General features: G+C 52.0%; 26 protein-coding genes. All 26 read right to left on the reverse strand.

Features of this window, described 5'->3' with window-relative positions; translation table 11 throughout:
• Nucleotides 1-9: 9 nt before the first annotated feature.
• Nucleotides 10-1,272 (reverse strand): hypothetical protein, encoded by a 1,263-nt coding sequence (locus NSS83_RS15715; RefSeq protein WP_341348587.1) that lies wholly within the window; start codon nt 1,270-1,272, stop codon nt 10-12.
• Nucleotides 1,273-1,283: 11 nt separating this feature from the next.
• Complete coding sequence (locus NSS83_RS15720; protein WP_341348588.1) at nt 1,284-1,895, reverse strand: putative phage tail protein; 612 nt, start codon at nt 1,893-1,895, stop codon at nt 1,284-1,286.
• A 2-nt stretch (nt 1,896-1,897) separates the two neighbouring features.
• Nucleotides 1,898-2,797 (reverse strand): hypothetical protein, encoded by a 900-nt coding sequence (locus tag NSS83_RS15725; protein ID WP_340947198.1) that lies wholly within the window; start codon nt 2,795-2,797, stop codon nt 1,898-1,900.
• Nucleotides 2,798-2,809: 12 nt separating this feature from the next.
• A complete protein-coding gene (locus NSS83_RS15730) occupies nt 2,810-3,832 on the reverse strand; it encodes a DUF2793 domain-containing protein (RefSeq protein ID WP_341348589.1) in 1,023 nt (340 codons plus the stop codon).
• A gap of 2 nt (nt 3,833-3,834) precedes the next feature.
• A complete protein-coding gene (locus NSS83_RS15735; RefSeq protein WP_340947201.1) occupies nt 3,835-4,248 on the reverse strand; it encodes a phosphoglucomutase in 414 nt (137 codons plus the stop codon).
• A 1-nt stretch (nt 4,249) separates the two neighbouring features.
• Nucleotides 4,250-5,347, reverse strand: a complete 1,098-nt coding sequence (locus NSS83_RS15740) for a baseplate J/gp47 family protein (RefSeq protein WP_341348590.1) — start codon at nt 5,345-5,347, stop codon at nt 4,250-4,252.
• Nucleotides 5,340-5,702 carry a DUF2634 domain-containing protein gene (locus NSS83_RS15745; RefSeq protein WP_341348591.1) on the reverse strand — a complete coding sequence of 121 codons (363 nt, stop codon included), beginning with the start codon at nt 5,700-5,702 and terminating at the stop codon, nt 5,340-5,342. Before NSS83_RS15745 ends, NSS83_RS15740 begins: the two co-directional genes overlap by 8 nt.
• The gene (locus tag NSS83_RS15750; protein ID WP_341348592.1) at nt 5,690-6,115 is read right to left on the reverse strand and encodes a Gp138 family membrane-puncturing spike protein; all 426 of its coding nucleotides are present in this window, start codon (nt 6,113-6,115) and stop codon (nt 5,690-5,692) included. Before NSS83_RS15750 ends, NSS83_RS15745 begins: the two co-directional genes overlap by 13 nt.
• Nucleotides 6,112-6,906, reverse strand: coding sequence for a hypothetical protein (locus NSS83_RS15755; protein ID WP_341348593.1), 795 nt, complete (start codon nt 6,904-6,906; stop codon nt 6,112-6,114). Before NSS83_RS15755 ends, NSS83_RS15750 begins: the two co-directional genes overlap by 4 nt.
• Entirely contained in the window at nt 6,899-7,222 is a 324-nt protein-coding gene (locus NSS83_RS15760; protein ID WP_341348594.1) for a hypothetical protein, read from the reverse strand. The genes NSS83_RS15755 and NSS83_RS15760 overlap by 8 nt, the downstream gene beginning before the upstream one ends.
• 8 nt (nt 7,223-7,230) lie before the next feature.
• A complete protein-coding gene (locus NSS83_RS15765; RefSeq protein ID WP_341348595.1) occupies nt 7,231-7,758 on the reverse strand; it encodes a phage baseplate protein in 528 nt (175 codons plus the stop codon).
• Nucleotides 7,745-10,666, reverse strand: coding sequence for a phage tail tape measure protein (locus NSS83_RS15770; protein ID WP_341348596.1), 2,922 nt, complete (start codon nt 10,664-10,666; stop codon nt 7,745-7,747). The genes NSS83_RS15765 and NSS83_RS15770 overlap by 14 nt, the downstream gene beginning before the upstream one ends.
• Before the next feature lie 44 nt (nt 10,667-10,710).
• Entirely contained in the window at nt 10,711-10,905 is a 195-nt protein-coding gene (locus NSS83_RS15775) for a hypothetical protein (protein WP_341348597.1), read from the reverse strand.
• Complete coding sequence (locus NSS83_RS15780; RefSeq protein ID WP_341348598.1) at nt 10,889-11,182, reverse strand: hypothetical protein; 294 nt, start codon at nt 11,180-11,182, stop codon at nt 10,889-10,891. The genes NSS83_RS15775 and NSS83_RS15780 overlap by 17 nt, the downstream gene beginning before the upstream one ends.
• A 46-nt stretch (nt 11,183-11,228) precedes the next feature.
• Nucleotides 11,229-11,630 (reverse strand): phage protein, encoded by a 402-nt coding sequence (locus tag NSS83_RS15785; protein WP_341348599.1) that lies wholly within the window; start codon nt 11,628-11,630, stop codon nt 11,229-11,231.
• A gap of 12 nt (nt 11,631-11,642) precedes the next feature.
• Entirely contained in the window at nt 11,643-12,668 is a 1,026-nt protein-coding gene (locus NSS83_RS15790) for a DUF3383 family protein (RefSeq protein ID WP_341348600.1), read from the reverse strand.
• Nucleotides 12,655-13,155, reverse strand: a complete 501-nt coding sequence (locus NSS83_RS15795) for a hypothetical protein (protein ID WP_341348601.1) — start codon at nt 13,153-13,155, stop codon at nt 12,655-12,657. Before NSS83_RS15795 ends, NSS83_RS15790 begins: the two co-directional genes overlap by 14 nt.
• The gene (locus NSS83_RS15800; protein WP_341348602.1) at nt 13,142-13,486 is read right to left on the reverse strand and encodes a hypothetical protein; all 345 of its coding nucleotides are present in this window, start codon (nt 13,484-13,486) and stop codon (nt 13,142-13,144) included. Before NSS83_RS15800 ends, NSS83_RS15795 begins: the two co-directional genes overlap by 14 nt.
• Nucleotides 13,486-13,914 (reverse strand): hypothetical protein, encoded by a 429-nt coding sequence (locus NSS83_RS15805; RefSeq protein ID WP_341348603.1) that lies wholly within the window; start codon nt 13,912-13,914, stop codon nt 13,486-13,488. The genes NSS83_RS15800 and NSS83_RS15805 overlap by 1 nt, the downstream gene beginning before the upstream one ends.
• A 69-nt stretch (nt 13,915-13,983) precedes the next feature.
• Nucleotides 13,984-14,532: a hypothetical protein gene (locus tag NSS83_RS15810; RefSeq protein ID WP_341348604.1), complete on the reverse strand. Its 549-nt coding sequence runs from the start codon at nt 14,530-14,532 to the stop codon at nt 13,984-13,986.
• Complete coding sequence (locus NSS83_RS15815; protein WP_341348605.1) at nt 14,507-14,743, reverse strand: hypothetical protein; 237 nt, start codon at nt 14,741-14,743, stop codon at nt 14,507-14,509. The genes NSS83_RS15810 and NSS83_RS15815 overlap by 26 nt, the downstream gene beginning before the upstream one ends.
• A 59-nt stretch (nt 14,744-14,802) precedes the next feature.
• Nucleotides 14,803-16,002 (reverse strand): phage major capsid protein, encoded by a 1,200-nt coding sequence (locus NSS83_RS15820; protein ID WP_341348606.1) that lies wholly within the window; start codon nt 16,000-16,002, stop codon nt 14,803-14,805.
• A gap of 49 nt (nt 16,003-16,051) precedes the next feature.
• Nucleotides 16,052-16,642: an HK97 family phage prohead protease gene (locus NSS83_RS15825; RefSeq protein ID WP_341348607.1), complete on the reverse strand. Its 591-nt coding sequence runs from the start codon at nt 16,640-16,642 to the stop codon at nt 16,052-16,054.
• Nucleotides 16,587-17,960, reverse strand: coding sequence for a phage portal protein (locus NSS83_RS15830; protein WP_341348735.1), 1,374 nt, complete (start codon nt 17,958-17,960; stop codon nt 16,587-16,589). The genes NSS83_RS15825 and NSS83_RS15830 overlap by 56 nt, the downstream gene beginning before the upstream one ends.
• 49 nt (nt 17,961-18,009) lie before the next feature.
• On the reverse strand, nt 18,010-19,749 hold the full coding sequence (locus tag NSS83_RS15835) for a terminase TerL endonuclease subunit (protein ID WP_341348608.1): 1,740 nt from the start codon (nt 19,747-19,749) through the stop codon (nt 18,010-18,012).
• A complete protein-coding gene (locus NSS83_RS15840; protein WP_341348609.1) occupies nt 19,749-20,285 on the reverse strand; it encodes a phage terminase small subunit P27 family in 537 nt (178 codons plus the stop codon). The genes NSS83_RS15835 and NSS83_RS15840 overlap by 1 nt, the downstream gene beginning before the upstream one ends.
• Nucleotides 20,286-20,340: the final 55 nt, after the last annotated feature.

The following is a 20,340-nucleotide window of genomic DNA, read 5'->3' on the forward strand; positions in this document are numbered from 1 at the left end:
CTCCTTCAATCATGAGTATTGCAGCCAAATGTCGCCTTCAGAACCGCCAGAAGGCGCTGCCGTTGACTTGGTGACGTTTTTTGATGTGTATATTTCATTCCATTCCTGATATGCTCCCTGCCCTCCCAATTGCGGCGGGTTGCCCACACGAAACACCAAACGCGACGTGCTGTAGTGCGCCGCCAATTGCATGATGGTGTCGCCTCCGGCAGCCATCACGAACATTTGCCCATAGTCCATTGCTGACTTGCCTTGTGCGCTTGGGCTGTTGCTCATGTTTGCGCCCAAACGGAACAAGCCGCTTGTCGTCATTTCGTTAAAGTCGCTGCCGCTAAATGCTTGTTTCTTGACAAAAGAGTCGGCGTGAAGTCCGTCCAGCAAATCAGCGTTCAAGTTATCAACTAACGTCGTGCTTGTCACCGCTAACGGGGCTGATCCGGTGGAAGCCACGGAGACAAAGCGTGTAGCGTTGAGGAATCCCGAAGCGTCGCGGACTGCGGCCGTGTTTCCGCTCCCCCCGTTAGCGCTGGCGTGGAATCCATCTATCATGTCAGCGTTAAGATTGGCGACAAGAGTCGTAGAACTTATTACCATTGGGGCAGTGCCGTTTCCTGAGGTCGCTTGAAGTTGGTACGACTTGAATACGCCGCTATCACTGAATATATACGAAGTATTTACAGCTAATGATGGTGCCGTGCCATTCGCTGCCGTGGACGGCGTTAAAACCAATGTTTGATCCGCTGGCCTGTACATTATCCAGCTTTTATAACCCGCTAACTTGGCTATAAATCCGTTACTAGCTGTTGACGAAACTGTTTGGAAAGAAGGACTTGCCGTGGTCTGGACATCTTGGTTCATATTGTATCCGTCCACCATATCTGCATTCAGATTCGTCACCGCTGTGGTACTGGTGACACCAAACGGCGCTGTCCCTTGGGCTGCGTTAGAAATGAACCGGCGTACCGTTATGTCTTGGTTGGCATCTTGCGCCACAATGGAGTTAGCCGCACTTCCTGTGGAGGCGTGGAATCCGTCAACAGTGTCTGCATTACCTCCACTTGCCGGCAAGCTTGAAGGAATGTCGGATTTATTAGCCTTAGCATTCCATGCCGTACGCTCTGCTGCCGTAATGTGTCGGGTTGTATCGGCGGTATGGTCCTGCACGCTCTTAACGGCGGTGTCGAGAATATCCATATTTCCATTCAACTCATTGATGTCAACGATGTCCGTTCCTTCAGGCTTTTTCAGCCCGAGGTTGCCCGTTGTTTTCATTACCTTCACTCCTATCCATATACTCTTAGTTCGTTCCAGGTCTTGCTATTCGAACCGCTCCAGGTTAGTGATTGGAGTGAGGCCCAGAAGGTGTACGTATAGGCAAATTCATAGCCCAAGTGGGCCGGCTTAACCTCTTCAAGCAATTGAATGAGTCCAGCCATATTCGGTGGAATACCCAGCGTACCAATGAAACGAACAACAAACCGGTATTCGCCCGGAACCTCTTCAACCAGTACATCACCACCCGAGAACGTGGAAGCTATTCGCTGAATCATCTGCGGGGTGGTGGTGCCTATTCCGCGCAACTTGGCAGATATTAATTCCCTGCGTGTCGCCAGAGACTTCGCTGTGTCAACACTGAGACCCAATTCCTGCTCCCATCGTCCAAGGCTGTATGTTGCCGTTTCCACGGCATTCTGCGACCTGACTTCTTCTGCACGAATATTAAAAAAGGTGATCTCTTCAGACAAAATGTCAAGAAGCTGCCGGAGTTTCCCCGCTTTGTTGTACACATCGGGAAGCTGCTTGCTGATATCCGGAGCCAGTATTCCGCCGGGCTGATCCTCATCAGAAGTTCCAGAGTATAGCAAAGTACCATATTTGGATTCACTGTAGGCCACCTCTACACCCCCTTAAGCTGGTTCCAGGTAAGCGAACCTTTAGGCATAAAGTCCAAATATTGAAATACAGTTGCTGCCTCTGGGTGGCAGAAGAATATTTCACTAATACCTATTCTCCTATTTCCATTAGCATCTGCTTGGCCAACCGAACTATCATAGATAGTTATCCGAAACTGCGTAAAAACACCTTGAAAGTTGGGATATAGGGGAATGAGCAATTCCTTTGAAGGTAAATCATTAACACTTTGATCTTTCAGAACGCGCCAGCCCGCGTTATTATAGCTATCGTAACCCTCTATTTTATATTTGGAAGGATACCAATACCTACATGTCCAGCCAAAAACGCCGCCCGTCTGTGTGTGTACGGCAGGAAGACCAGAAATGGTAATGACTGTTGGTGTTGAAGCAGGCACACCCAGCGTTGTATATGATGGCTCCAGTCTTCCATTAAACAAAGAGGGCAAATCGAACAAAGCCACACCAGTCTGAGTAAGTGTAATTTCACTGCGCTTCCCTGCATTGAGCAATATATTATACTCGTGTCCCACCATAGTATTAGATGTTGAGGGAAAGATACCATATATCCCCCCATTAGTTATCTGAGGGTATCTCTCATCATGTGTATGTGCTGATGGAGCATAGGTAGAAGGCTTTCCCGCCACACCTGCCCACGGGACACTATCAGCTATCGCAGCAAAATCCACCTTACCGTCATTGTTCGTGTCATAAATGCTTTTGAGCATATCGCCCGATGTCTGCGCAGCGACCAGCAGCACATTACCCGCTGTGGAACCGATATACAGTTTGCTTGTGTCGGTGCAGTACCCCAGTTCTCCCACGGCCAGCGTGCCGATGGCGGATTCAAGGCCTCTCCGGATCTGTATTAACGCTTTTCTCGCCATATGACCCGCCCCCTAAAATGTTCCGCCGTCGATAGTGCTTACCATGAGCTGGTTGCCATTCGCAGCATCGTAGATAATGCTCGAACCGTCTATATTGGCCTCTATACCTGTCGCATTGACCAGGATGCCCTTGCCCGGCTTTGCTGCTACGCTTGTTGCTCCTACGGTAATTCCGTTGCCAGCCCCAACGGTCAGCGTTACACTGTCCGCCTGCCCGCCGCCGGTTAAGCCGTTCCCGGCTGTAATCGTCTGCAGCGCTCCACCGGTCCGCACCCAGGCGCTCCCATTCCAGCTATAAATCTTCTGCTCATCATCCACATAGGCTGTCCAGCCGACAGCCGGAACGTAATAGGCCCAAGCCCCTGAAGCATATTCCGCAATCTGATTCGTTTTGCCCGCCCAGGCACCGGTTGCGCCAGAAGGGATGATATACCGGTCCGCTTCTGCCGGACTGGCTGGCGGAGCTGTAAGGTTCTGATCCTTCACGGAAGCCTGCGGTTCGATATTATGCTTCGCCAGCTCAATTTCGTTTTTAATTTTTTGAGCGGACCATAAATCTGTAATGGCTGTTCCGGTATCATTGATTAACCGGTGCTTGGTTGCATCATTGATATGCGTTGCGATTTCTGCCGCGGTCTTCGTATTCGTGCCGTCCGAAACCTTATTCGGATGCCCTGCGGTAATGTCCGCCTTAAGCACCTTGGCATAGGTTGCACCATCAGCAACGTTATCAAGGGTACCGGTTAGATCCGCCAGTGAGAGAACATTGATGCGGACCCATGCGGAACCACTGTCAAAGTACAAATAGCCTGTATTGGTTCCGCTAGTGACATAATATAGGCGGCCCACCGATACAGCCGCCGGGCGGGAGGCTTCGGGACCGGATAGCGCCCGACCAACCATGGAATTAGAGGTGCCATCTCCGATGTAAATTTCTTTTGTATCTGTACAGAAGCCCATCTCCCCGGCTTTCAGCGCCCCGTAAGTGGTCAACTCTGCCCGTGTACCGCGTTTAATTTGAATGGTTTGTGCCATCCTTACACCTCTCTCTCAAATGATCCGCCGTCAATGACCCCAGCCTCTTTATAACGCTCCACCTCGGTCTGCGTGGCTGTGATAGCAGTTTGCACAGCGTTAATATCGTCGGCTTCTACGGTGTCCCCTGGTGTCTCATAGGTCACAAACACTTCAGGCGTTGTCGAGAATATCTTAATTAGTCGCCGCCATGGTGTTGCATCGGGAAATGAAACACTGTAGTTACGTATTTCCTCACCTGTAAAGCGGGGGCCAGTGAACACGCGAATCGTCTTATTGTTAATATTGTCGTGCCGAAGCGGACCATCATAAGAACCGCCTTTTAATGCAATCCGCTCTTCGATAACATAATCGTATCCGGTTTGGCTTTTGTTCAGCTTCTCATTAAAAACATCCACACCATTTGGATAAGCCATCTTATACCCCCAAATTCACAGCACCGAGCAACGGCACCTCTTCATCAGCAAGCGCAATATTCGCACTGCTTCCGTTCAGGGTCAAGGCTGAATAGTCCAGTACGCCATCCGTGCCTAACAGCAGCGCACCGATCACGGCATGACTGACATATGACACTGCAAACGCCGCCTTTTGTCGCCATTCCTCAACCCTAGCGCGGAAATGGTCTATGACGTCTTGCAGCGAATGCCCAGCAGCTAATACCACCGTTGCCGTGATGTTGATTGTCTTGGCGATGGCGGCAGCCACAGTGACCACCGCGCCTATAGGCGCTTGACCCTCACCGCGCCCCGGATCGGGGTCAATGTAATCCTGAACCTGCTGGACTAACCCCGCTGATGCAGGCAATTTATCGGCGTCTGCAATAACCACCTTGACCGTCTTCGGTCCGGCCCATAGCGGGAAGACCTTTGCCGCTCCCACGCCCGCGACCTCCCGACTCCACCGCATATAGTCAGCTTTGTTACCGCTCGTGCCGGGATTCTGGCGCCGCTGCAGCACGCGCTCCCGAAATGCGGCATCTGTTTCCCTGTCCCGGCCGTCCTGGGTCTGCTGGGCATTAGTGACGGATACGACATCCGGATTAGGATTGACGACTACGGTTATAGTGCCGGACGGCACATTGCCCGCCGCCCCCATCTCCGTAGCCATAATCTCCACGGTTCCGGTTCCAGCAGAAGAAAGCTTGACTGCTTCCGTGGTTTCAAACCGCACACCGGTAGCTGTGGCCACCAGGAACCCCGCAAGCAGTTCATAGTCCGGCGTGCCGGTCACAGTGATGTTGCCGGACGCATATTCCTCGCTGTACACCGACAGTCCGTCATTGCCGCCCAGCTTGTAGAGATTAGCCCCGGTTGACGCATTGATGGACGCCGAATTGTACACATCCTCCAGGCGCTCGTCAGCCTTGCCTAAGTGCCACGCGAACAGCCGGAGAATCATCCCCATAGGGGATTTCTCGGATGTGTCCAGCTCTTGGCTGTACACCTCCTTGGCTTTATCCACGACATCATCCAATATTTCAGCATACCGCTGGCGCTTAAATCCCTGATCATCCACCGATTTCCACCCCCTCTACTGTTATGGCCTCGCCACTGATGCCCGTTGCGGTAAACGATACGACAAGCTGCCGGAGTTGCCGATCAAAATTGAACTCTATCGCTTCCACAGTCTGTATTCTCGGTTCCTGGAGTAGCCCGGACATGATTTCATCCTGCATTTCATCGCGAGAAACTCCCTTGCCTAAAAACTTTTGATGGTCAATGCCCAGCTCAGGATTGAGAAACCATTCCCCCTTTTGCACCCCCAGGATCAACCTGCAGGATTGAGCAATTTCCAAGGGGCCGGACATCATTTGAAGTTTCCCTGAAGCAACCTCGATATCACCGACATCATTAAGCTTTATAGTGAGCATGGCATCACCCCAACAATGACCGCATCATTCCGGCTGTGCCGCCTGCCAGAGTCCGGCGCAGCTACTCGGCCAGTCAGTGTGTTTTTAATCTCTGCGTCTGCGCAAACGACATATACGATGTCTCCTGGCTGCAGGGCGGGACGCATTGTAGTTTCAAATTCCTGTGGTTTTTTGCCGGTACCAATGTCGATGTCTAATTTGAATTTGAATTTTTGGCCGGCCACCGGTACGGACATGATCTGTGCGGGATCGCTGCCCGACAGCTTAAGCAACGGCTGTACGGAGGCCATCAGCTTTTGAGAGTCAAAAGTGATTACCTTACAAGGCAAGGCCACATTAATGCCGTCCGCCTGCCGCGCTCCATGCCCGCCCAGCATCCGGGCCAGTGCTCCCGCTGGGTCTGTCTTGCTCACATGATCGCCTCCACTTCAGTGATAAAATCACCAGTATTAGAAAACTTATGGCTACCGCTCCGAACATGCAGCTTGCCGGAAAACTCCCGGCAGGCCAGATTAATTACGGATGCCGTAGTAATCCTCCGCTGAAGCTGCGCCTGTATTTTATAGCCCTTGATACCGTTATCCTCAAAATACTCCGGGCTGCCTATCAGGCCCGTTTGCGGAGACAGCGCAAAGACCGCATCCGCGCCGCTGCGTAGGTTGCGGACATAGAGTTTGCTTTGATTGATATAAACCGTTGTCCCGCAGTCCTTGCAAACTTCCGTAATGATGTCCGTAACCTTGCCTTTAGCCGTGTATCCGTCTTGATAACGATAATCCTGATTCAGTGTCATTTGCGCCACCGGCAGACCGATGTATCCGGCCATCTGCTTTATGATCGCACTGGCCAGCGTCCCTTTAGCGAAAGCAATCTCTGTTACCTCTCGCTTGCTCAGATCCTCACTGTCCAGAATATTAATTGTTGTCACCTTGTCCACGCCTTCCCAGCGCGTCCGCACCGCCGATATGCGTCCGTGTAAGATCAGGCCAATATCACCGGTATAGCCTGCATTGACCATCAGCACGCCGTTACGTTTGATATTGTTAATGGTGGTCTGCGCCTGATTCCACAGTCGTATCTCCGATTCATTGGGCAACGCATCGGCATCAAAAGGAACGTTTCCCTCCATACTGTATTTGCTCAAGGCAAAAGACATATTGCCCGTCATAATCTCCACTACACGGCCAAAATTAGTTTTAGCCATCGGTTTCATCCTCCAACAGCAAATATAAAAAGACGCTCACACCGAGCGTCTCCCAGGTTACAGCACTGCTATGCTCCGACAGGTCATAGGGGACAATCGGTATTTTTGGAAACCGGTTATCCTGCGTATCATAGAATAGCGTTTGCCCATACACCAGCTTTTCCCCATATATCAACACTTCACCATCCCGTTCAAGATCAACGGTAAAAAAATCGTAATCCGCATTGTACTGCACCTCGAACGTGAACAACTCGTCGGCAATGGAGATATCGAACCGGTATGGAATCAGATCCTTCTCAATGTCGATGTATTCCATGGCTCACCTCACTTATTCCACTTACTGCCGGGCTTAAATTTGACCTGTTGAACCTTGTCTTTATCCTTGTCCTTCTCTTTATCCTTATCCTTGCCTTTACCAGTGCCTTCACCTTTGCCCTTAGTCTGCTTGGTGCCGCTGTTGACAATCGGCGCGGCCTGCGCCTTGATCGGCGGCGGTAGTGTATCGACGTAAGAGGCAGCCGCTACACGGACCTCCCGCAATTCCATACTAAAGGTCATACCGTCTGCCGTCGTGTAATCGGTCGCTGTTGAAAAGTCCGTAATCACGCCCACGAAACCATTTCGACCTACATAACTGACAATCTGGCCTTTATCCTTAACCGATATGATATCTGCCCGCGTCTTCGCCGCCTTTGGCCCGGCAATAATCCCCGAAAGGGACAGGGTGCGGGCTTGGGCCTGCACATGGTCAATCAGGTTGATGCCCTTTTCAACCGGCTGCTCCGTGACCGTCACCGGAAAGCTGGGCGACTCGCTCTGAACGGTGATGTACATGCCATTAATTAGCGCCACTGATTTCCACCCCCATGATCCGGGATACAGCGTCAATAATATCCTGCAGTTTTTGATCCACAACATTACCAATCTGTTGCACTGTTTTATCATTGGCATTGCCTTGAATGGTGATGTTGATGGCTGGAGCTGTGAAGTTGACTCTTTGATTATTGGTTGTACGAGCCGGTGCAGATTCTGGCGTATATGGATCAGGTTCCCGGCTAACTGTTTTTTCAATTGGAGCAGGCATAAGATCCGAAAAACTATTTGGCATTGTCCACTTTCGCATAGGATCGTAATTGATTTGGGAGTATTCTTCATTTTCCTTGGCGGTTAGGACGCGCTCTCCCTTATGAAGTTCGGAAATATAGCCGTCAAAAGGTACATACGCTAAACCTTTAGCGTTACTCCCGTCAATGGGTGTAACTCCTAATACGGCATCAGGCGTTTCTATACTCGCTGTCGCAGTTGTTTTAAAGCTGAAAGCATTCTTTATCTTGTCTCCCAATGCTTTGACCTTTATCATAAGGTTCTCAGCCATACTACCAATGCCGTTAATAAGGCTCTGAATAATGTCTTTACCGATTTGCTTAAGATCAATGCCCCCAAAGAAGTCCGTCACAGTTCCCCACATATCAGTAACAGCCGTCAGGAGTTTGGTGCCTATTCCTTTGACGCCGCTGACAATCTGCCCCCATATGGCGGTAATCTTGTTCCATACCTTCGTCATGAGGGAATTTGTCGTGTCAAAGACCTTATTCCAGGCTGCCTTAATCTCACTCCAAACCTTTGAGACAGCGCTGGACACGGAACCGGTGATGCTGCTCCATATCGACTTAATTTTGTTCCAGACCGCCGTAAAAATAGAAGCCGTACCCTCTTTGACTTTCTGCCATGCTTCAGCGACTCGTGACCACACGGCTGTTGATGCAGTATTCACCGTGTTCAGAATCCAGTTCCAGGCTTGCTTAAGCCAATTCCAGATGGCCGTGAATACAGCTACGGTCACGGCCTTAATCTTATCCCAATTTTTATACACCAGGAGTGCAATCATAGTGATGGGTCCACCTAAGACGGCCAAGATGGTGACGCCCCATTTTTTGATGAAATTGGTCACCGCATTAAAGGCCAGCATGAAGTATTTAGGGATCGTCACTTTGAAGAAATTAAGAGTTGCCATGGTCGCCTTTTTGATCCCGCCCCACATCTTGTCTATGAAGGCGCGGAATTTGTCTGAACGCTTGTAGGCCACTGTGAGCGCCACGCCTAGCCCCACCAAGGCCAATACGACAAGAGCAATGGGATTCATTGCTATCACCGCGTTAAATGCCGTCTGGACGGCTGTGAACGCCTTGGTGATACCTGACCAAACCTTTGTAGCAATCCCGGCAATCTTGGTCGCGGTTGATACGGCAAATATGGCCGCCTTATAGGTCAGCATCATGGCAGCTATGCCGGATACAATAGGGATAAACCCTCCCCACTCCACAACCGCTTTGCCGACATCATACATCTTCGTAGCAATGTTCTGGATTTCTGGCCACAATGCCACCGCAGCCCCCAGCAGCTTCGTCCCTACTAATTCGACTATCGGCTGCAGGCTGGTCCACAGCTCCTGGCCCTTGGTGACCAGCATATTAAACGCATCCCCCGCCATCTGCCCAAATTGCTGCAGGTAAGGCATTGCCGTCTGTATCCAGCCCCCGACCTTATCCACCACGGCAGCGCCGAATTGCTGGAGATACGGCAGCGCCGCCTTGACCCAGCCAGCGACCGCACCCAGTGCCTTACCTAAACCATTACCGATGGCATTTCCGACCGCCTCAATCTGTGGCTTGTGTTCAGACAGCCATTGACCAAATTGGTTGAAATACGGCAGCAGCTTCTGCCCTATCGGAATCAGGATGCCTACCTCGATCTGCCTGCCGAACATCCTCATAGCCTCGCCGGGCTTTTCAAACTTGATTTTATTCAGCTCGTCCATGGTCTTCTTACTTTTATCAAACGACTTGCCCGCCGCGCCCATGGCCGATATAACGTTAATTTCCAAGTCTTCAAACTGCGAACCCATCAGCGCGACACCGATATTATTCCGCGCTACCGGATCAGCTATATCCGATATCATGGAGACAATATCGCTAAATGCCTGTTTCGACTGCGGGCCGCCGCGTGCGAAGGTCTGCATCATGGCTTCTGCATTTAATCCTAATGCCGTAAAAGCATCCATGGACGTCTTGCTGCCATCCTTGGAACGAATGTTGAACTCTTTAACAGCGTCGCCAACTTTGTCAACTTGAAAGACGCCTTCCTTTGAGCCAGCGGCGAAGACGTCAAACATTTCGTCTGCACTAAAGCCTAAGCTCTTGAATTGGTTCGCGTATTCATTTGCGGAGTCTACCAGCTCCCCGGATTTATCAAGCCCCCGCTGCGCACCCTGCGCTAGTAGGTTGTAAGCATCTTCCGATGTGATGCCGAACTGCTTCATCATGGTATCTACCGACTTGATTGATTCAGGGATTTCAAAACCAAACTGATCTCGCATCAGGATTGCATTCCTGGTGGTGTTCTCCAGCTCCGCCCCGGTCTGGCCGGTTACCTGCTGCACGTTTGCAATAGCTGCGCCCAGGTCGTTCCAATCTTCACCGAAGTTGTTGGCATACAAGTTCTTGGCAATCCCTCGGGTCGCTTCCATTTGTTCCGCCGTCGCTCCAGTAGCTCCCTCGACCTGCTTCATGGCCGTTTCGTAATTAGACGCTGCATTTATTCCGGCCGCAGCAATACCCACCATAGCCGCGCCTGCCGCCGCTCCCATGGCAACAACACCTTTGGTCAACTTGCTGACCTTTTTGTCCGCGCTGTCTAAGCCCTTGCTGTTAAACTTGAAGCCTACCGCATACATCAAGGACCCAATAATTCCGCCTGCCATATGCCCCCTCCTTTCCAGCAGAAAAAAGACGCCCCGAAGGACGTCTATTTCTTGCTCTTATTCAATTCCCTTTGCTGCTTGATGTGGATGTCCAGAGCCGCGTTAGCCTCCGCCACATCCTCATCATCCATAATTAGCAGATCCGAATAGGTAATGCCCATATCTGACAGCAATATCCGCCACTGGCTCCAATTCGCTTCGGCACGTCGCATTGCTTCGGTCTTACTGATCCTCGGCATCGTCTTCCAGCTCTTCGTCGTCTTGACCAGTGATGAAGGCAAAGGCTTTACCGACAATCTCCGTCATTTCCATATAGGAATCAAAATCGTCAAGGCGTAGCTTCGGTTCAACAACCACATGCTGAAGCATTTCCTCTGCCAGACGCTCGTCGGAAGGAACGCCGTGCTTGTTCTTGACCCGGTCCGTAATCTTGGTTACATTTCGGACTCCGGGATGTTGTAAGGTATAGTCCTTCCCGGACTTAGTTGTTACCTTCTTTTGCTGAAATGTTGCCAATTCAATTACCCCTCTCAAATTGTGATAATCCCAAACGCTTGGGAATTTAGTTCATTGACAAGTCAAGGCACTGGAACTCATACGATTTATCGCCAGCCTCGCCGCCATATTCCCGGTCTGCGGGCTTTTTGAGATATGCCTGAGTCGCAATGTTCGTTTCTTTTGGTGTCCCCGAAAAAATAACGGAAACAGGAACCAGTTTGCCGCTGTTCGCAAGTCCATCCAGATAAGGAACCTGCGGGCTGGTCCGCTGCAGGGTGACGGTGATAGTTCCCAGGGGATTATTCACCTTGTTACGGATTACATCCCCCTGAGCGCCCACCGCTGTTGTATACTGTTCTTCATCCTTGGCAACCGTCACCAAATCCTCACCGTATCCTGTTAAAAAGACGCCATCCACAATCGTGGTGACGTCCATCGAATCGTATGTTTTAACTTCTCCTGCCACTTGTACCGCCTCCTATGCAAATTTGATTGTGCCGCGAATCACGGCCGTGTGAACAGCTCCGGCAATGACAAACTCAAATTGTCCGTCCGGGTAGTTACGGGCGGCAACCTGCGCCGGATCAACCTGCGAACGCGGCGGGAATGTCGTATTGTACAACGGCACGCCATCATCATCGGCCGCAATCATGCCCTGCAGGTATGCCCGCTGCAGCACCGTCCGCACCGCGCTCTCAATCTGGGCAATGCCGCGATTATCATACGGGATTTTAGATAAAGCAGCCTGCGCCTGGTTGAACAGATCCTGAACAGCGTACTGGATGGAAAATACAATGAAGTCCTGAGAGTGGATAAAGTCGATGAACTCCCCGCTAACCGCCCGGCCGTCGCTGGTGACGTTGGTCCCGGCCTTGGTCACGTAGGTATTAGCGCCCAGTGCATGGATGGCATTCAGTTCGGAAGCGTCGATATCCATTGGAGCAATGCCAACCAGCGTCCAGCCTTTCCATGTTACACTGCCCACCGGTAGGCTGCCGACCGCTCCCACCCACGCAGCATCAGGGTAGTTGTTGACGGTTGTGTGATAGATCACCGCTGTGCGGTCATATACCTTTGCTTTGATGGTCGCCAGATCTGCCTTACTACTGGTCCGGGCCACAAACTGCCGAGACTTATCAGCCTCTACGGCATCCGCAATCAGGATTAGGTCTTCAACCGTTGTTGTAGTGGTGAGCAGAAAGTGCCAATCCTTTAGAAACAAGGTCGGCAGCAGATCCACCAACGCTACCGGGCTTGCTCCGGTCTTGCGGGAGATAATTGCCACCTCTGCAGGCGGATTTTTCTGGGCAAACAGGGCGAAAGCCGCCTTGTATTCCTCGGTGCTGGCCGGATAATCCGCCTTCACCGCATCGATGTCCGCGTAATTCTTGAAGTCTTTACCTGCCGTACTGCTGCCCAAAATCAAGGGCTTGCCGAATCCACCCAGGATAGGCGTCGGCTTAAGAACGGCAATGGTTACTGTTACATCACTAATGCTCAACATAATCACTCCTTTGTATTGGTGTTGCTGTCTCGATCCAGCCGGTCAAATCGGAAATCACTAGGTCGGTCGCTCGAAGCTCGACATCAAACCCCTGCCGCCGCTCCCACTCTTCGCCTATGTTGATATCCCGGTTCTGTATTTCCCCAATCTCGATCACAATCACATCCAGCGTATCTTTAAGAACTTCCCGGCCCGTCGCCTTGAACCAGTCCCGCGCCCGCATGGCATTTACCATAGCAACATCAGAATCATCGGCGTAGCAGTTAAAAGAGGCGGTGAAGGTCACCGCCTCCCGTCTCTGCTGCTGCCCGTCCTGCTGGGTGATGATGGGCTGCCCGCCGGCGGAACCAAACCCACCGACGAAGCTATAGGTCATGAAATCGCCGGGAGGAATATCCCCGCCGCCGTTCATCTCGATCACTAGCCCGCCGGTGGCTACTTCCAACCCTTCAACAATAGATACTCGAATATCCTCAAACGGAAGCATTGGCGACCACCTTTCTCAGCAGGTATTGATTAATGTCGGAGTATTCGCGGTCCGGCGACTCCACCACGTTGTACTGTACGCCCAGGTAATCAATACGCTCCCCGGTGGCGTGTACGGCCGTTGTGTAAAGCATACGGTCCGTCTCGGTATAATCACCGCCCTCTGTGGCCCGCAGGCGGGCGCTGACCGGCTGGATGCTCCCGCTCCGCTGCAGACGCTCCGGCGGAGACGGCACCCATTTCCCCTTAACCCATGTACCGCCGCTGTCCCGCACCAGGGTATACGGCCGGAAATACTTGCGGACTACGCCAGCAAACTTGAAATTCCTCATCAGCTCGGCCCCCTTCGTGCGCGGGCAATGACGGACCAGGACAGTGCCTCTTTCAAGCGCAGTTCCTCGGCCTGCAGCAGTTTACGCCCCTGCTTGTGACTCGCATAGATAGCGCTGAGGGGTGGCTGCTTGATCCGTTCAAAGTTTGCGCGGGTCTTTTCCAGACCAGCCTCGCCAATCTCCTGATAAAGCTCCTGCGGCGTCTTACGGCCAAAGGCGATTTCAGTCACTCCGGCCTTAACAATTTTATTGATGATGGGCCGGGACTTAATTTTCCCTGTTCGTATAAAGGAACGCTCTGGGATGTGCTTCGGCGCGGAACCAAACTCATGCACAATGCCGATTACCGCCAGTTCTTCGCTGCCTCGGATGCCGACAACCACCCGATGCTCTGTGATAGCCTTCATTCGTTTGGTCAACTTCTTCAAATTTTCATCCCCAGTTACCTGCACTCGAACACAGGTTGCCCGGCGTCTTGGTGTCGCCATGGTCTCACCTCACAATTCCGGGCGGATATGCGGCGCAATCAGCGCTTTAACCGCCATTGGCATGTCAGCTTCCGCCGCCGCATACGCAACCGAGATATCACCGACCCGCTCGGACGTAACCCCCGGTTCCCGCTGCAGGTGTTTTGCCATCAGTACACAGGCATATTCCAGCGTTTCGGGCAGGGTGGAGGGATTATCATCGGTTGCATCCTCCGGCAGCACGTAACCGGCGGTGTAGGTCACCGACAGTCCGCGCTCGCCGCCAGGCCAGCCGCAACACCGGAAAAATATGCCGTTATCCAGTGGCTCTACATCGGTAAATGGTTGGTCAGGCTTTTCGTGAATGGAAACAGAGTGCACAGGATAGTTTGGAAGATACAAATACTGCCCACGCATTCCATTCACGCGCCCGGTGTACTGCTGGAGCTTGAACCTCCGACGGCACTTCTCTTCAATCGCTGTGGAAGCCACGGTAAGCAGCGCCGTCAGCTCCGCATCTGGCATATCGCCTGCCGGATCAACGCCCAGGAGCCTAGCTTTTTCCAGCGTCGTTAGCATCCGGCGTCACCTCGCCTGCTTTCCCCTTCTTCTCAGCGGACTTCACGGCATCTGGTGCCTGCGTTTCAGCCGCCAAATAGCCCGCCTCCTGCAGCTCCGCAATACGTTCCGGGGAGTCTCCGGGGTATGAAGCACCCACAATATAGCGTTTCTGGGTCTCCTTGTCCCGGAATACCTTCAATACTTCGTAATTCTCCGTTGTTTTCGCCATGGTTGGCCTCCTTCTGCCGGTTCATCCGGCCATGGGATTAAAAAAGGGGCGAAACGCCCCTATACTTCGTCTGAAATATCCAATTGTCCGTAAACAGCCGCGCCCGGGTCCCAAATCTTGATATCATCCCGCATAATAGTCCGGAACTCCGTGGTATCCCGTCTCCAAGCGTCGCCACCCTCTTTCGTGCTGGCCAGTTCGAAGAATTTGCGGGAAAACAGCTTGATCAGTTGTTTGAGATTACCGATAATGATAGGCGCTTTTCCAGTAGTGGTGTCACTCGGCAAATACCGATTCGCAACCACGACAATCCGGCGACCCTTGTACACCATACCGGTAGGTGAAGTGATGTCCGGCTGCAAGAGTGGCCGTCCCTGGGCATCAACCAATTGATCCAGCCAGTTATAACCGTCCTGGTTAGTCATGATCACGGATGTTTGGCTAATTGCTGGGTCCAAATCGACATTAAGAACGCGCTTAACGTCACCAAAATTGGCTAAATCCACTTTCGGAAGTGTCTTTGCAAGCGTGGTAATCAGCACATTCCGTGTGACTACCGCCTTGCGGCCGATCCAATCCGTAATATATTCAATCAAATTCTGATCACTATCGGCCAAAAGTTCATTTGTCAGTGGCAGGATACCCCCACGTTTCCGAACCTTGTAATCGATATCCTGAAAGGTTGGATTGTCGATTTCAGGAATTGGTGCATATTCATCAATAACCGGGAAAGGGACCATGTCCTGAATCTTCTCCATTACACGAGAACCGGACAAAGAATTTACCGAAATGACGTCAACATATTGGGAAAGATCATCCAAAGAACGCATAAAGGTATGAATCTTTGTTTGGATATCCTTCGGAACCAGCAAATGCGAATCCCCTGCAGGAATGGCCGGGTTGGTTTCCCCTTCGTTCATCACGGCGCGGCGTTCGTATTCCTTAACCACACTCCGCATGTCCGCCGTCACCCCTTGGCGGCGCAATCCCCGAAGGAAAATGCTCTGATACTCCTTCTCCAGCTCCGCATCTTCGCGTTTGTCCATGTCGGTATTCCGTCCGCCCAATTCTTCGCCGCCGCCCAGATTATCGCGATCCTCATTCTCCAGCTCCTGGTGCATCTTGGCTTTCGCTTGCAGAGAACGGACTTCATCCATCATCTCTTCCGCTTCCTTCGTCTTATCCTGCGCCAAGAAAGAGCGCACTTCTGTTTTCCGCTGCTCCAGCTTCGCCAGCAGCTCCCGCAATTCTTTATTCATAGGTTATAACCCTCCGTATAATGGTTTTTGGCCAAACAAAAAGAGCCGATCAGATCAGCTCCAGCTCAATTAACATTTTCTGTTTTAATATCTGGTCGGCTGCCCGCTGCTCACTGGCTTTATAATCCTCCAGGCTTCGGGCGGAAACCTCATTTGCCGGATAAGCCGGGAAGGCTACCGGGGAGATTTCATATAGCTCTGCGTTCAGGATGGACCGTTTGTAGAGCTTACTTTTATCCTCGCGGGTCTCGGAGGACCATTTATCCTTCGTCACCCGCATCCCAAAGGATACGCCGTCCACATCTCCGCGCTGGATAATGGCAAAAGCATCATTCCCGGATGTAGTATCCGGCAGGTCCAGCTCGAAGCGCAATTCCTGCTTACCGCTCAGGAGCCGCAGCGTGCCACTCTTAGTATTACCCAGCACCTGGGAGGTATCATGCGACCACAGGCCGACCACATCCCGCGCCGCTAGGCTCTCGTCAAACGCACCGGCTGCAATCTGCTCCACAAAGGTGTCGCCGTACCAATCACGCATTTCCTCGCTGTCGCTCTCATACTTAATCGCCCCGGTGATGGTCCGCTTACTCGGTTGCTCCTCCGTCGCCTCCGTCTCCCGGATCTCTAGCTTCACCGGCATTGCTCTCTTCTCCTTCGTCGGAGTCGGGTTCGTCTTCTTCTGGCTCAGTTTCTTCACCCCCCTTCACGTATTGCTGGCCTGCCATAGTCAGCGGTATGACGTTGCCATTGAACACCAGTTGATCCCCGCCCGGCATCGGCGGCTTGTCTTCCGCTGCCCGCGCTTCGTTTGGCGTGAGGAATCCGCCCGAAATGCCTTTCGCGTGCGCTTCATACCGCGTTTTCAGGTCGGCCCGCAGAATGGAATCGACGTTGAATTTGCAGTAATACCCGTTGTCCAGCTCCGAATCAGTGAAAAGTTTGTAAGAAAGTTCCTGTTCATAGGTGGTAAGTATCGGCTGCTGGGTATCGGAGTAGAATGCAAGCTGCTGCTGCTCCACATTGCTGTAAGTCGCCTTCGCTAAGTCATTGAGTTGGTGCATTTTGACGCCGAAGGCATTGGCAATCTGTCGAAACGTCAGTTCTGTATTTTGCAAAAACTGTGCATCGGCCATGCTGATTGAAATCGGCGTGAATTGATAGCCGTAAGGCATCATAGCTACTCGATGGCTGTTTTTTAACCCTGATGTCATGCTTTCAAAGTTATCCACGAATACCTTTTTGGACCCTTCGTCCAGCGCACCGGTATACTGCACCAAGCCTTTGACTTGAAGTCCTTGCTTATAAAAATTGTTGATGAACTTGCCTGCGGAAGCCGCATTCTCGGCGGACGTTCGCAGGTAATCCATGGTATGCACACCGATTAAACCATCCAGGGTAATGCTTCCCTTGAAATGCAGCACCTCGTCCGGCAGCAGCTTACGCTTTTGGCCGTTGCCTATGTCCACCTCGTACCATAACCGCGTTTGACGGGAGGCTATCCGCAGCGTCGGGTCTGACAAGATCCCGGCATCGTCCACAATCACCCGGACTTTGCTGGCATCCATCGGCCACAGCCCGGCCACTCTACCGGTCCGCTTATCAAATTCGATTGAAGCATACGCATTCCCCATGGCCCGATTCGCTTCGATGGCCTTCCAAAAGTCCGCAGCCGACATGTACGGGTTCGGCCGCAGCTTCAGCAGCCGATACAGGTAATGGCGGGCAGACTTTGTAATACCGGAATCGTCCTCCTGGTACACCTTTAACGGTAGCTTGGATATGGCATCTGATAATACCTTGATGCAGGCATACACCGTGTCCACCTTCAGGGCGTTCCAGCCTTTGATATTGACTTCGCCCGGCCCCACATCCAAACCCAGCCATTCTAGCAGCTTCCGGTCATTCAGGCCCACTTCATAGCTCCGCGTTTCCGCTTCGCTCCGGCCAAAACCAAACATTCGCGTTAAAAAATTCTGTCTCACACATGCACCCCCTCCCTCCAAGACATTAGCCCCATAGTTTCTTTAAGAAATCTTCTTTGCTGAACTCTGATACATCGGATGAGGTGTCCTCAGCGTCAAACATCGCCCGAACAAAGGCATTTATAATAGAGGCTGCGGGGTCAATCCGCTGCCGGGATTTCTGTTTATCCAGCATGATATTGTCATTATGATCCGCCCGGGCTATGGCATTCCCAAAAGCCCAAGCAATGACAGGATCATTGTCATGGATAATTTTCTTTTCCAAGACGCTATCTCGGAAGGATTTTGTAGGTTCGCCAAGCGTCTTTATCCCCTGCCGGATCTCAACAGGGATGAATCCTTCTGTTTCCATGTTCTGCGCGAACTGAGTGGCGTTGTACGGGTCGAAACAGTTCTCTTGCACTTTCCACCCGTTCGCCTCGATCTGTTCCATGACATACGCCTGAACAAACCGATAATCCACCACCGCGCCCGGCGTAGCTGTCAGCCAGCCAGCCCGCACCCAGCGACTGTAAGGAACCTTGTCCTTCTTTTCCCGCTGCAGTAAGGTTTCTTCCGGCATGAAAGAATGACCCAGCACCGCATAACGCCCATCCTCCAACGGGAAGACGAACCCAACGCTTGTTAAGTCGATCTTTGAAGATAAATCCACGCCCAAATATCCAAGTTTGCCGCGAAGTTCCGGGAAGGGATTCGCTTCCGAAGCACCGCAGGCTTTCCAGCGGTCCGCCCGCAGGTACTTTTTCTCCCCTGTCACCATCCACACGTTCATGTTTTTGGTTAGGAAATCATCCATCGCTTCCGGCTTCTCCAGCGCCTCATTCATACGCGCCCGTATATTGTTCAGTCCTTCGGGATACGATGCCGCAATAGGGTTCGCCTTCAACCATGCCCGTTCATCCCGGATATCGTCTATCACGTTCCCGTCTTCATCCTTGTCCAGCTCATTGACCATGACAAAATACTGCTCATTCTCGGCTTGGTCGGCCGGATCAAGCAGACGGGAAACATAATCATATTCCACGCGATAGCAAGGCCCGCTGACATCCCCGGCCGTGGTGATGACCATCAGCAGGGGCTGCGGCCGGGCCACCATCCCGGAATCCAGGACGTCATAAATCTCCGTGGTCAGGTGGGCGTGATATTCGTCGATGATGGCCGCCTGTGGGTTCAGACCGTCGCCTGTCTTCTGGTCCTCTTTGGACAAGGCACGAATAACGGAATCTGTCTTCGTGTGTGTAATACGTCCGTAAGCTTCCCGCCACTTCCCCTTAAGCTCTGGACAGCCCGCAAGCATGGCCCTAGCTTCCTTATAGACAATCTTGGCTTGTTCAGACTTCGTAGCCCCTATATACACCTCAGACATCCCCTCGCCAAAGGCCATGGCCTCATAGGTGGCGACAGCTCCCAGCGTCTGAGACTTCGCATTCTTCCGGCCCACCTGCCAGTATGCCTTTCGAAAACGGCGGTAGCCGGTCGCGGGGTTCACCCAGCCATAGACATTGCCAAACACGAATACCTGTATGTCATGGGGCTGAAGCCGTTCCCCCTTAAGCACTCCTTTGGTATGCCTGAAAAGGTTCATCCACTCAAAGAATCTCATGGCTCGATCTTCGTCAAAGACATAAGGGAAGTCCTTTGTTCCGGAACGGTCAATATCCCGTAGGAATCGTTCACACGCCTGCTTATGCTTCTGACAGGCCGGCACATCATCATGAATGACGTCGTAACAATAGCTCATCATCCAGTGTTTCAGGCCCAGCATTATACATCACCAAACTTCTGATCAAACTCGGATGGTTCTCCCTTTTCGGGTCCCTGCGGAATCACCAACCGGCACCGGGAAGCAATGGTTAAGCCAAGATCAGACGCAGCTTGCCGACATTGCTTGAATAATTTGTCTTGGTTGAGCAGCAGATCTGCATACACGCCGCTGGCCGCTTCCTTGGTCGTCGTGTTCGGGATCAGCTCGCCGTCCACATCGTCGTTTTCCTTGACCTCGTATTGCATGATAGGCTTCCGGTTCAGCAGCGCGGCCGTCACATCCAGATACATCTGCCGGGATATGATGTACCGGGCCAGTGCGTCCACATCCAGATTCGACATGATGCCGATCCGTTCCAGCTCCTTCGCGATTTTGTTAAAATCCCGCTTGTGCTCCTTGGACAAATAAGAAGGCGCCCGGATTTTATCGGCGGGCGCCTTCACTTCTTGCTTTTTTCTTGTCTCGATCTCCTGTTTGGTCAGGTTCTTTTTTCCCTTGTACAGCAGCAGGTCAATTGGTTGCCTTTTTCCAGACATTTACAGAATCCTCCTTCCCGAAATTTTCTGTGGGGAACTTTATACGCATTAAGGG

It is taken from the genome of Paenibacillus sp. FSL H3-0469 (assembly GCF_038051945.1).
Classification (GTDB): domain Bacteria; phylum Bacillota; class Bacilli; order Paenibacillales; family Paenibacillaceae; genus Paenibacillus_AQ.